Source organism: Streptomyces sp. NPDC101194 (genome assembly GCF_044767885.1).
In the GTDB taxonomy this organism is placed as follows: Bacteria; Actinomycetota; Actinomycetes; order Streptomycetales; family Streptomycetaceae; genus Streptomyces.
The window spans coordinates 256048-268248 of record NZ_JBIWOS010000012.1 but is presented as its reverse complement, the minus strand read 5'-3'; the positions used below and the strand labels follow the sequence as shown (position 1 = coordinate 268248).

At 69.4% G+C, this 12201-nt stretch carries 12 protein-coding genes; 4 read left to right on the top strand and 8 right to left on the bottom strand.

The window, feature by feature from the left end; genetic code table 11:
* Positions 1 to 102: 102 nt before the first annotated feature.
* From ACIRP2_RS34225 to ACIRP2_RS34195, 7 genes are all read right to left on the bottom strand, one after another.
* The gene (locus ACIRP2_RS34225; RefSeq protein ID WP_404257191.1) at positions 103 to 564 is read right to left on the bottom strand and encodes a hypothetical protein; all 462 of its coding nucleotides are present in this window, start codon (positions 562 to 564) and stop codon (positions 103 to 105) included.
* A 136-nt stretch (positions 565 to 700) separates the two neighbouring features.
* A complete protein-coding gene (locus ACIRP2_RS34220) occupies positions 701 to 2116 on the bottom strand; it encodes an NAD(P)/FAD-dependent oxidoreductase (RefSeq protein ID WP_404257189.1) in 1416 nt (471 codons plus the stop codon).
* Between the two features lie 24 nt (positions 2117 to 2140).
* Positions 2141 to 2941 carry an ABC transporter permease gene (locus ACIRP2_RS34215; protein WP_093899058.1) on the bottom strand — a complete coding sequence of 267 codons (801 nt, stop codon included), beginning with the start codon at positions 2939 to 2941 and terminating at the stop codon, positions 2141 to 2143.
* On the bottom strand, positions 2941 to 3870 hold the full coding sequence (locus tag ACIRP2_RS34210) for an ABC transporter permease (RefSeq protein ID WP_404257186.1): 930 nt from the start codon (positions 3868 to 3870) through the stop codon (positions 2941 to 2943). Before ACIRP2_RS34210 ends, ACIRP2_RS34215 begins: the two co-directional genes overlap by 1 nt.
* Positions 3867 to 5015, bottom strand: a complete 1149-nt coding sequence (locus ACIRP2_RS34205; RefSeq protein ID WP_376284451.1) for an ABC transporter ATP-binding protein — start codon at positions 5013 to 5015, stop codon at positions 3867 to 3869. The genes ACIRP2_RS34210 and ACIRP2_RS34205 overlap by 4 nt, the downstream gene beginning before the upstream one ends.
* Positions 5016 to 5067: 52 nt before the next feature.
* Positions 5068 to 6318, bottom strand: coding sequence for a spermidine/putrescine ABC transporter substrate-binding protein (locus ACIRP2_RS34200; protein ID WP_404257184.1), 1251 nt, complete (start codon positions 6316 to 6318; stop codon positions 5068 to 5070).
* A 43-nt stretch (positions 6319 to 6361) separates the two neighbouring features.
* On the bottom strand, positions 6362 to 7876 hold the full coding sequence (locus ACIRP2_RS34195) for a gamma-aminobutyraldehyde dehydrogenase (RefSeq protein ID WP_404257182.1): 1515 nt from the start codon (positions 7874 to 7876) through the stop codon (positions 6362 to 6364).
* 206 nt (positions 7877 to 8082) lie between these two features.
* On the opposite strand from ACIRP2_RS34195, the gene ACIRP2_RS34190 reads away from it, so the two are divergent.
* The gene (locus ACIRP2_RS34190; protein WP_404257180.1) at positions 8083 to 8631 is read left to right on the top strand and encodes an NADAR family protein; all 549 of its coding nucleotides are present in this window, start codon (positions 8083 to 8085) and stop codon (positions 8629 to 8631) included.
* 105 nt (positions 8632 to 8736) lie between these two features.
* Here the strand turns inward: ACIRP2_RS34190 and ACIRP2_RS34185 are convergent, their stop codons facing one another.
* Positions 8737 to 9435, bottom strand: coding sequence for a DUF4190 domain-containing protein (locus tag ACIRP2_RS34185; RefSeq protein ID WP_404257178.1), 699 nt, complete (start codon positions 9433 to 9435; stop codon positions 8737 to 8739).
* A 134-nt stretch (positions 9436 to 9569) separates the two neighbouring features.
* Between ACIRP2_RS34185 and ACIRP2_RS34180 the strand changes: the two genes are divergently transcribed.
* From ACIRP2_RS34180 to ACIRP2_RS34170, 3 genes are read left to right on the top strand one after another with little or no spacing between them, the layout of a single operon-like run.
* Positions 9570 to 10604 carry an adenosine deaminase gene (locus tag ACIRP2_RS34180; protein WP_404257176.1) on the top strand — a complete coding sequence of 345 codons (1035 nt, stop codon included), beginning with the start codon at positions 9570 to 9572 and terminating at the stop codon, positions 10602 to 10604.
* Positions 10605 to 10626: 22 nt separating this feature from the next.
* Complete coding sequence (locus tag ACIRP2_RS34175) at positions 10627 to 11331, top strand: glycerophosphodiester phosphodiesterase (protein WP_404257174.1); 705 nt, start codon at positions 10627 to 10629, stop codon at positions 11329 to 11331.
* Between the two features lie 37 nt (positions 11332 to 11368).
* Positions 11369 to 12196 carry an SAM-dependent methyltransferase gene (locus ACIRP2_RS34170; protein ID WP_404257241.1) on the top strand — a complete coding sequence of 276 codons (828 nt, stop codon included), beginning with the start codon at positions 11369 to 11371 and terminating at the stop codon, positions 12194 to 12196.
* Positions 12197 to 12201 lie beyond the last annotated feature (5 nt).

Here is a 12201-nt window from a genome sequence, read left to right as displayed (position 1 = left end):
TGGGGGAATTGAGTGCGGCGGCCACAACATGGTCCAGACCAATCAGGTTGTCAAGACCTCTGTCAGTGTCCCGGCCGCACCCGGGCCCCGTCCGCGTCGCCGTCAGTCCCCGCGGATCCCGGCCCGTACGGCCGCCGCCTCATGCATCGCGAACTCCAGGAGTGTCGCGTCGTTGAGCGTGCCCGAGCCGTCGGGCGGAATCAGCCAGCGCACGGCACCGGCGGCCTCCCGCCCGGGGTACGGCACCACGATCCAGGTCCCCTGCCCCGCTCCCCGTACGCCCGTGCCGACCCAGCGGGCGGCGGTGCCCGGGGGCACGAAGAAGCCCATGCGGGCTTCGCCCAGATCGGAGAGGACCGGTCCGGGCCGGTCGACGAGCCGGGTGAGCACATCGAGCGTGGGATGGCCCAGCTCCCCCGGGAGAATCAGTACGTCCCAGCGCCTGCCGGCGGGAAGGAGCGCGATCCCCGGGGGATTGCGCTCCCACTCCCCCCGACAGGCGTCCGGGTCCGGTGCCACCGATGCGAGCCAATCGAGTGCTGCTTCGGCCCCTGCGCCAGCCATGACCGGCCTCCGATCCCGTGTGTGCCGGCCATGCGTTGCCGGTGCGTCCACACGGGAGAGAGGGGTGACGGTGATCCATTACGCGACTTCGGGCCACCGGTCGACGGTGACCCTGGTCACGTCGTGCCGGCCGCGCTCAGCTGTCGAAGCCGAGCCCCAGCCGGTCCATCGTCCGCAGCCACAGGTTGCGGTGCCCGCCGTTGTCGTCCGCCCTGGCGAGGGACCTCTTGGTGAGTTCGATCCCGGCCCAGGCGAAGGGCTCCGGCGGGAAGGGCATCGGCTTGCTGCGGACCATCTCCAGGGTGGTCCGCTCATTCTGTTCGCCCGCCAGCAGATCGAGCATCACATCGGCCCCGAAACGGGTGGCTCCGACGCCCAGCCCGGTGTATCCGGCGGCATAGGCGACCCGGCCCTGATGGGCCGTGCCGAAGAACGCGGAGAAGCGGGAACAGGTGTCGATCGCCCCGCCCCAGGCGTGACTGAAACGGACCCCGGCCAGCTGCGGGAAGCACTCGAAGAACTGACCCGCGAGCTTGAGGAAGGTCTCCGGACGCTGATCGAGATCGGCGCTCAGCCGGCCCCCGTACGGATAGATCGCGTCATAGCCGCCCCACAGAATCCGGTTGTCGGCCGACATCCGGAAGTAGTGGAACTGATTGGCGCTGTCGCCCAGCCCCTGCCGGTTCTTCCAGCCGATCGACGCGAGCTGGTCGGCGGTGAGCGGTTCCGTCATCAGCGCGTAGTCGTAGACCGGCACGGTGTACGGGCGTACCCGCTTGACCAGGGACGGAAAGATGTTCGTGCCGAGGGCGACACGGCGCGCGAAGATCCTTCCGTACGGCGTGCGGACCGCCATCGAGCTGGTGGACCTGGCTAGTTCGAGGCCCCGGGTGTGCTCGTACATCCGCACCCCGAGGTCGAGGCAGGCCCGCTTCAGGCCCCAGGCCAGCTTGGCGGGATGCAGCATGGCGACCCCGCGCCGGTCCCAGAGACCTCCCAGGAACGTGGGCGAGTCGACCTCGGCGCGCAGCGCGTCCCGGTCCAGGAATTCCAGCCCGGTGAAGCCGAGCTTTTCGGCCTCCTGGTGCCATTCCTGAAGCTCTTCGAGCTGATGCGGCTGGGTGGCGACATCGATTTCGCCGGTCCGCTCGAATTCGCAGTCGATGGAGTAGCGGGCGACGGCGGCCTCGATGGCGTCGAGGTTCCGTTCGCCCAGCTCCTCCAGCTTCGCGATCTCGTCCGGCCAGCGCTCCAGACCGTTGGGCAGGCCGTGGGTGAGGGAAGCGGCACAGAATCCGCCGTTGCGGCCCGAGGCGGCCCAGCCCACCTCGTGCCCCTCGATCAGTACGACGTCCCGCTCCGGGTCGCGTTCCTTGGCGATCAGCGCGGTCCACAGCCCGCTGTAGCCGCCGCCGATGACGAGGAGATCGCAGTGCTCGTCGCCGGTGAGCGCGGGGAGCGCGTCGGGCTTGCCGGGGTCGTCCAGCCAGAACGAGACCGGCTTGGCGTCGGAGAGTGATCGTGCAGCAGTACGCATGGCAGCTGGGGCCATGGTTTCCAACTCCTTCAGGGCTTTCTATCGTGCGGTGTTCTTCCGCCGGTTCGCGATGAGCTGGCCGACGACAACCACCAGTACCGCAATGATGAACATCGCCGTACCGATGACGTTGATCTGCACGGGCGTTCCGCGCTGTGCCGATCCCCAGACGAACATGGGGAAGGTCACGGTGGAGCCCGCGTTGAAATTGGTGATGATGAAATCGTCGAAGGAGAGCGCGAAGGCCAACAGCGCTCCCGCCGCGATTCCGGGGGCGGCGATCGGCAGCGTCACCCGCAGGAAGGTCTGCACGGGGCCTGCGTACAGGTCGCGCGCCGCCTCCTCCAGTCGCGGGTCCATCGACATCACGCGTGCCTTGACGGCCGTCACGACGAAGCTCAGGCAGAACATGATGTGCGCGATGAGGATCGTCCAGAAGCCCAGCTGCGCGCCCATGTTGAGGAAGAGCGTGAGCAGCGAGGCCGCCATGACGACCTCGGGCATCGCCATCGGCAGGAAGATCAGCGAGTTGATCGCGCCGCGAGCCCGGAAGCGGTAGCGGACCAGCGCGAAGGAGATCATCGTGCCGAGGACGGTCGCGCCGACGGTGGCCCAGGTGGCGATCTGCAGGGACAGGGAGAGCGAGCCGCACATGTCGGCGACGCCGCAGGGGTCCTTCCAGGCGTCCAGTGAGAAGTGCTGCCAGGCGTAGTTGAAGCGGCCCTTCGGCTTGTTGAACGAGAACACCATCACGACGATGTTCGGAAGGATCATGTAGGCGAGGGTCAGCAGACCCGCGATGACGATCAGATTCCGGCGGATCCAGCGCAGTACGGGCATCAGACCAGGTCCTCCGTCCCGGAGCGGCGGATGTAGACGGTGACCATGATCAGGACGACCGCCATGAGGATGAAGGAGAGCGCGGCCGCCGTCGGATAGTCGAGGACGCGCAGGAACTGGGTCTGGATGACGCTGCCGACCATCTTGGTGTCGGTGGAGCCCAGCAGTTCCGCGTTGACGTAGTCGCCGCTGGCCGGGATGAACGTCAGCAGCGTTCCGGAGACGACGCCCGGCATCGAGAGCGGGAAGGTCACCTTGCGGAAGGTGGTGGCGGGCGTGGCGTACAGGTCGCCGGCCGCCTCGTGGAGTCTGCCGTCGATCCGCTCCAGCGAGGTGTAGAGCGGCAGGATCATGAACGGCAGGAAGTTGTACGTCAGACCGCACACCACCGCCATCGGCGTGGCCAGGACCCGGTTCGACTCGGTCCAGCCGAGCCAGCTGGTGACGTCCAGGATGTGCAGGGTGTTCAGTACGTCGACGACCGCGCCGCCGTCCGCGAGGATCGTCTTCCAGGCGAGCGTACGGATCAGGAAGCTGGTGAAGAACGGCGCGATGACCAGTACGAGGACGACATTGCGCCAGCGGCCGGCCTTGAAGGCGATGAGGTACGCGAGCGGGTAGCCCAGCAGCAGGCACAGGATCGTGGCGGTGCCCGCGTACAGCAGGGACCGGATGAACTGCGGATAGTAGTCCTTCAGCGCGTCCCAGTACGTCTGGAAGTGCCAGGTGACCTCGAATCCCTTCTCCAGGGATCCGGTCTGTACGGAGGTCGACGCCTGGTAGACCAGCGGCAGCGCGAAGAAGACGACGAGCCACAGGATGCCGGGGAGCAGCAGCCAGTAAGGAACAAGGCGCTTACGGGCGGAGGCCTTGCGCACCTTCAGCTCTGCGACGGGCGCGGCGGGTGGCGCCTCCTTGGTGACGGTCACGCCGCGTCCTCCACCGTCTCCACACCGGCGTCGATGTCCTGGGCGGCGTCCAGGCCGAAGGTGTGCGCCGGATTCCAGTGCAGGACGACCTCGGCACCGGGGGCGAGCCGGGCGTCACGCTCGATGTTCTGCTCATAGACCTGGAGCGCCTTGCCCGCCGGGCTCTCCACCACGTACTGGGTGGAGACTCCGATGAAGCTGGAGTCGACGATCCGGCCGGTGACCCGGTTGCGGCCGTCGGCTATCGCGTCCGCGTCGTCGGCGTGCGCGAGCGAGATCTTCTCGGGGCGCACGCCGAGCAGCAGCTTGCCGCCGTTCGCGGTGGGGGCCGTACATCGGCCGGTGGGCAGCCGCAGCTTTCCGCCGCCGACCGTCACGACGACGTCCGTGTCCGCGGAGACGATCTCGCCCTCGATCAGGTTCGACGTGCCGAGGAAGTTGGCGACGAAGGTCGTCTTCGGGTTCTCGTACAGGTCGGCGGGGGCGCCCAGCTGCTCGACCCGGCCCCCGTTCATCACCGCGACGGTGTCGGCCATGGTCATGGCCTCCTCCTGGTCGTGGGTGACATGGATGAACGTGATGCCGACCTCGGTCTGGATGCGCTTGAGCTCCAACTGCATCTGGCGGCGCAGCTTGAGGTCGAGGGCGCCGAGCGGCTCGTCGAGCAGGAGCACCTGCGGGTGGTTGATCAGGGCGCGGGCGACGGCGACGCGCTGCTGCTGGCCGCCGGAGAGCTGGTGCGGTTTGCGCTTGGCGAAGTCACCGAGCTGAACGAGCTCCAGCATCTCGTCGACCTGCTTCTTCACCGACTTGATGCCGCGCCGGCGCAGGCCGAAGGCGACGTTCTCGGAGATGTCGAGGTGCGGGAAGAGCGCATAGCTCTGGAAGACCGTGTTGACGGGCCGCTTGTACGGGGGCAGGTCGGTGATGTCCTGGCCGCCGAGCGAGACGGTGCCGGTGGTCGCCTCCTCCAGGCCCGCGATCATCCGCAGGGTGGTGGTCTTGCCGCAGCCCGACGCGCCGAGCAGCGCGAAGAAGGAGCCCTGCGGAACGGTCAGATCGAGCGGCTGGACGGCGGTGAAGGAGCCGTACGTCTTGCTGATCCCGGTGAGGCGGACGTCGCCGCCTGTCTGCTGCTGTGTCATGGGTCGGAGTCCCGGTGGTGTCAGGGGAGGTCGTGGAGGAAGGGCGAGGTGGTCAGGCGCCGATGAGCTTGGCGAACTTCTCTTCGTACGCCGTCTCCTCCTCGGCGGTCAGGGACCGGAAGGCTCGCGACTTGGCCGCCATCTCCTTGTCCGGAAGGATCAGGACGTTGTCGGCCATGGCCTGGTCGATCCTGGCCAGTTCGTCGCGGACCCCGTCGACCGGACAGACGAAGTTGATGTACGCGGCGAGCTTGGCGGCAACCGGCGGTTCGTAGTAGTAGTCGATGAGCTTCTCGGCGTTGGTCTTGTGCCGGGCCTTCACCGGGACGAGCAGGTTGTCGCTGGATATGACGTAACCGGCGGCCGGGATGGCGTACTTGATGTCCGGATTGCCGGCCTGGAGCTGGATGATGTCGCCCGCCCAGGCGACACAGGCGGCGATGTCGCCCTTGTCGAGGTCGGCCGTGTAGTCGTTGCCGGTGAAGCGCCGGATCTGGTTCTTGTCGACGCCTTTCTGGAGCCGGCCGATCGCGGCGTCGTAGTCGGCGTCGGTGAAGTGGCCGGGGTCCTTGCCCATGTCGAGCAGGGTCATCCCGATGGAGTCCCGCATCTCCGAGAGGAAGCTGACCCGTCCCTTGAGCTTCGGGTCGTCGAGCAGCTGGCTGACGGAATCGACCTTGCGGCCTCCGGTCGCCTTGGAGTTGTAGGCGATGACGGTGGGGATGCCCGCCCAGGGGTACGAGTGGGCGCGGCCGGGGTCCCAGTCCGGGGAGCGGAACTGGCCCGAGAGGTTGGCGTAGGCGTGCGGCAGGTTCGAGGGGTCGAGCTTCTGCGCCCAGCCGAGGCGGACGATGCGGGCGGCCAGCCAGTCGGTGACGCAGATGAGGTCGCGGCCGGTGTCCTGGCCGGCCGCGAGCTGCGGCTTGATCTTGCCGAAGAACTCGACGTTGTCGTTGATGTCCTCGGTGTACTTGACCTGGATCCCGGTGCGCTCGGTGAACGCCTCCAGGGTGGGCCGGTGCTTGCCGTCGTCGGTGACGTCCATGTACTCGGTCCAGTTGGAGAAGTTGACCTGCTTCTCCCGGGCCGAGTGGTCGTCCGAGGCCGCCGCGGCATCCCCCTCCCGCTTCGCGGGCGGGATGCCGCAGGCGCTCAGCGTGCCCAGCCCGCCGATCGCGAGCGCCCCCAGGCCGGAGGCGCGAAGCAGCGATCGGCGGGTCAGGGCGCCCCGGCCACTGGTCAGGCTGCGCCGCATCGCGGCCAGCTGGGCCGCGGAGAGGCGCTCGGGCTCGTACTGCTCCATGCGCGTTGCCCTTTCGGGTGTGTGTGGCCGGGGGTCGGCCGGGTTATCGGTCCCCGAAGATCGTGCGGTGCCAGTCCTTGCGGGCGACCGCGGTGTTGTCGTACATGACGTGCTTGATCTGCGTGTACTCCTCGAAGGAGTACGACGACATGTCCTTGCCGAAACCGCTGGCCTTGTATCCGCCGTGCGGCATCTCGCTGATGATCGGAATGTGGTCGTTGACCCAGACGCAGCCGGCCTTGATCTCGCGCGTGGCGCGGTTCGCCCGGTACAGATCGCGGCTCCAGGCGGACGCGGCGAGTCCGTAGGGGGTGTCGTTGGCGAGGCGGATGCCCTCGTCGTCCGTGTCGAAGGGCAGGACGACCAGGACCGGGCCGAAGATCTCCGACTGGACGATCTCGCTGTCCTGGGCGGCTCCCGCGACCAGGGTCGGCCGGTAGTAGGCACCGTCCGCCAGCGCGCCGCCGGGGGCCTCCCCGCCGGTCACGACGGTGGCGTACGCGCGGGCGCGCTCGACGAATCCCGCGACCCGGTCCCGCTGGGCGTGGCTGATCAGCGGGCCGAGGTCGGTCGACGGGTCGAAGGGGTCGCCGAGCCGGACGGTCTCCATGAGCGCGGCGACGCCCTCCACGAAGGCGTCGTACAGCGGGCGCTGGACGTAGGCGCGGGTGGCGGCGGTGCAGTCCTGGCCGGTGTTGATGAGCGCTCCGGCGACCGCGCCGTGGACGGCGGCTTCGAGGTCGGCGTCGTCGAAGACCACGAAGGGGGCCTTGCCGCCGAGTTCGAGGTGGAGGCGCTTGACGGTGGAGGTGGCGATCTCCGCGACGCGCTTGCCGACGGCGGTGGAGCCGGTGAACGAGGTCATGACGACGTCCGGGTGGCCGACGAGGTGCTCGCCGGCGTCCTTGCCCGCGCCGGTGACGATGTTGATCACACCGTCCGGGATGCCCGCCGCGGTGGCCGCCTGGGCGAACATCAGCGAGGTGAGCGGGGTGATCTCGGCGGGCTTCAGCACGATCGTGTTGCCCGCGGCGATGGCCGGGAGGACCTTCCAGGCGGCCATCTGGAGCGGGTAGTTCCAGGGCGCGATGGAGCCGATGACACCGATCGCCTCACGGCGTACGTACGAGGTGTGGTCACCGTCGTACTCGGCGGCCGACTTGCCCTCCAGATGCCGGGCGGCGCCCGCGAAGAAGGAGGTGTTGTCGACGGTGCCGGGCACGTCGAACTCGGTGGAGAGCTTGATCGGCTTGCCGCACTGGAGGGACTCGACGTACGCGAAGTCGTCGGCCTGCTCTGCGAGGACGGCGGCGAAGCGGTGCATCGCCTCGGCCCGCTCGGCCGGAGTCGCGCCCGACCAGCCGGGGAACGCCTCGCGCGCGGCGGCGACCGCCGCGTCGACGTCGGCGGTGCCCGCCAGCTCGTAGGTGTAGACGGTCTCGCCCGTGGCCGGGTCCACCACGTCGTGGTGACGTCCCGATGTACCGGACCGCAGCTTTCCGCCGATGTACTGTGCGCCGTCCGCGAAGCGGTCCCGCACCTGGATGCCGTTGCCCATGACGTTCTCCTCCGCCGCGTTCCCCGGAGTGCGGGGCGGCGTAGTCTCTGCTCGATTTGAGTGCCGATCCTGACAGAGGGGATCGACCCCAACAAGTGATTCCGTTGTTGCCTTTTGGTTACGCGACGGAATCCTTCGACCATGTGTCGCGTCGGCGCGGAATTCCCCGTACGGAGTGTCCGTGGCGGATGCCAGACTCGCGTGTCATGGAACACATGGACGAACTCCTGGCGCGGACCAGGCGCGGCGAGAAGGTGAAGTATCTGCGCTTCTGGGGGCACCGTCCGCGGCCCGACGGCCGCATCGGTGCGAGCTGCCTCAGTCAGTGGTGGCCGGCGCCCTTCACGGTCGACGGCGTGACGTACGCATCGGCCGAGCACTGGATGATGGCCTCCAAGGCACGGCTCTTCGGCGACACGGAGTCGCAGGAGCGGGCCGTGTCGGCGAAGAGCCCGGCCCAGGCGAAGAAGGTGGGGCGGCTGGTCCGGGGTTTCGACGAGGCGGTGTGGGTGCGCGAGCGGTACGCCCTGGTGGTGGCCGGCAGCGTCCACAAATTCGGCCACCACCCGGAGCTGCGGGAGTTCCTGCTGAACACCGGGGACCGGGTCCTGGTCGAGGCGAGCCCCATGGACCGGATCTGGGGCATAGGGCTGGCGGCGGACGACCCGCGTGCGGAGGATCCGGCGACCTGGCGGGGGCTGAATCTGCTGGGCTTCGCGTTGATGGACGCGCGGGCACAGCTGCGCGCCGCATGAGACGGCCGGATGCCCGAGGGCCGGGTGGTCCGGGCTCCGGACCACCCGGCCCTCGGGTGGAGACTGCTGTCGTCGCTGCAGCGTTCGATGCGAGGCACCGACGGGCTACGACGCGTAGGGCTCCTCGTAGACGGTCGTACCGCCCTCCTCGAAGTCGCCGCTGGCTATGCCCCAGATCATCAGTGCGAGGAACGCCCCGCTGATGACGATCCCGATCGATCCGAGGATGATCCCGGCGAGCGCCATGCCGCCGTTGGTCGCCTCGTTCCGCCTGACCCGGCCGCGGCCGATGATGCCGAAGATCAGCGCGAGGACACCGAGAACGACCCCCAGGCCCCACATGCAGAACCCCACGACAGCGATGATGCCGAGCACCATCGCGGCGATGCCGAGACCGTTCGCGGGCGCCGGCCCGCCCCATGGCGTCTGGCCGTAGCCGGGGTATCCCGGGTAGCCGCCGTACTGCGCGGCCGGTGCGGCCGGGTAGCCGTACTGCCCCGCGGCCGGCGGGACCGACTGGCCCGGTCCGTTCGGTGCGACAGGCGGTGGCGGCACCTCTCCGGGGCCGAACGCGGGGCCCGGTCCGGGCACCGGCCCGGTCTGCGTCGGCGCGCCGAATCCCGGTGCCGCGGCGGGTTCGGGGGCGTCCCCGGCCCCTGGCATCGAGGTCACGGTCGGCTGATCGTGCGCAGCGGGCAGCCGGGGATCACCGGTCGGCTTCTGCAGCGGCACCCTGCTGTCCGGCGGAGCCCACGGATCGCGCGGCGCGCCCCCGCCCACGGGCTGCTCTGTGTTGTCTGACATGGGCCTCCCCCATCGTGATCCCGTCATGCTACGGCCCGTCCCCCCACCACCGGACCCCGCCTACGATGAACTCCGTCCCCCGCCGGGTCGTCCGCACCCGGCACTGCCGCCCGTCCCGAGCCCCGGAGAATCCGATGACCGATCTGCACCCCTTCATCGCGGGGCTGCCCAAGGCCGAACTGCATGTCCACCATGTCGGCTCGGCCTCGCCGCGTATCGTCGCCGAGCTGGCCGCGCACCACCCCGACTCCAAGGTGCCCACCGACCCCGAGGCGCTGGCCGACTACTTCACCTTCACCGACTTCGGTCACTTCATCGACGTGTACCTCTCCGTCGTGGACCTGATCCGCACCCCGGAGGACGTGCGGCTGCTGACCTTCGAGGTCGCCCGTGACATGGCCCGGCAGAACATCCGTTACGCGGAGCTGACCGTCACCCCGTTCAGCTCGACCCGGCGCGGCATCCCGGAGCAGGGGTTCATGGAGGCGATAGAGGACGCCCGCAAGGCCGCCGAGGCCGAGCTCGGGATCGTCCTGCGCTGGTGCTTCGACATTCCCGGCGAGGCCGGGCTCGAAGCGGCCGAGGAGACCACCCGGCTCGCCGTGGACCTGCGGCCCGAGGGGCTCGTCTCGTTCGGGCTCGGCGGTCCGGAGGTCGGCGTGGAGCGCCCGCAGTTCAAGCCCTACTTCGACCGGGCCATCGCGGAGGGCCTGCACTCCGTGCCGCACGCCGGGGAGACGACCGGGCCGCAGACCGTCTGGGACGCGCTGACCCATCTGCGCGCCGAGCGCATCGGCCACGGCACCAACTCCGTCCAGGACCCGAGGCTGTTGGCCCACCTCGCCGAGCACCGCATCCCGCTGGAGGTCTGCCCGACCTCGAACATAGCGACCCGCGCGGTCACCGACATCGAGCGGCACCCGGTGAAGGAGATGGTGCAGGCCGGGGTCCTGGTCACCATCAACAGCGACGACCCGCCGATGTTCGGCACGGACCTCAACAACGAGTACGGCGTCGCCGCCCGTCTCCTCGGTCTGGACGAGCGGGGTCTCGCGGCGCTGGCGAAGAACGCGGTCGAGGCGTCGTACCTCGACGCGGCCGGCAAGCGGACGCTGAGCGCCGAGATCGACACATACACGGCGAACTGGCTGGAACGCGCGGGCCGGTGAGCCCGGTGGTGACAATGACCCCATGGCCACCACTGTCACCGCCGTAGCCCACCGCGGGGATCCCTACCGTGTCCGCGAGAACACACTCCCCTCGATCCGCTCCGCCCTCGAACGGGGGGCGGACGCGGTCGAGGTCGATGTCCGGGTCACCCGCGACGGCGTGCCGGTGCTGTTGCACGACGCCACGCTGAAGCGGCTGTGGGGCCACGACCTGCGGCTCGACGGACTGACCCACAAGGAGCTCGACGAGCTGACCGGGGCTGGTGTGCCCACGCTGCGCGAGGCACTGCTCGCCGCCGGGGCGCACCGCGTCATGGTCGATCTGCCCGACTCCACCGACGACTCCGTACGCAAGGCCGTCGGTGTGGTGCGCGAGTGCGGCGCCGGCGAGCGGGCGTACTACTGCGCGGGCGCCGAAGCCATGCTGCGGGTGCGCGCCGCCGATCCCTCCGCCGAGATCGCGCTGACCTGGACGACGCTCGCGCCGCCGCGCGCCGCACTGCTCGAAGCGGTGAGGCCCCGCTGGCTGAACTACCGGTTCGGCCTGGTGGACCGGGAACTGACGGACCGTCTCCACGCGGACGGGTTGCTGGTCTCGGTCTGGACCGTCGACACGAGGCGCACCATGCGCCGCCTCGTCCGCCAGGGGGTCGACTCGATCACCACCAACCGGGTCGACATCCTGCGCGCGCTCCTCGGCAACTCCGCGCTCACCGGCCCCGCTTGATCGGTCCGGCATCATGGACCACGCCGCATCCCGCGTGATGCCGGGCGCCCGGAGCCAGAGGAGCAGAGACGTGACCGAAGAGAACACCACCCCCGAGCGGATCCGTTCCGACATCGCCCACAACGCGCGGGTCTGGAACCACTGGCTCGGCGGCAAGGACAACTACCCCGTGGACCGTGCGGTCGGCGACCAGGTCACCGGCATGTATCCGAGCATCGGCGAAGTGGCCCGCGCCGACCGGGCGTTCCTGGGGCGGGCCGTCCGGTATCTGGCCGGGGAGGCCGGGATCGGCCAGTTCCTGGACATCGGCACCGGCCTGCCGACCGCCGACAACACGCACGAGGTCGCCCAGCACACCGCGCCCGACTCCCGCGTCGTGTACGTCGACAACGACCCGATCGTGCTGGCGCACGCCCGCGCGCTGCTCACCAGCTCGCCCGAGGGCGCGACCGAATACATCGACGCGGACGCCCACCACCCGGAGGAGATCCTGCGGTCCGTGGAGCCGACGCTGGACCTGAGGAAGCCGGTCGCGGTCATGCTGCTCGGCATCCTCAATTTCGTCCTCGACACCGGCGAGGCGCGGGACATCGTGCGCAAGCTGATGGACGCGATGCCGTCCGGCAGCTATCTGGTGCTGACCCATCCCACGCTGGAACTGGGCGGCGAGGGCAACGAGGCGGCGATGCGTTTCTGGAACGAGAACGCCACCCCTGCGATCACCGCGCGCAGCCGGTCCGAGTTCGCCTCGTTCCTGACCGGGCTCGAACTCGTGGAGCCGGGCATCGTGTCCTGCGCGCGCTGGCGCGCGGAGCCCGGCGCGGCGGAGGTCGCCCAGTTCGGCGCGGTGGCCCGGAAGCCGTAGTGGGC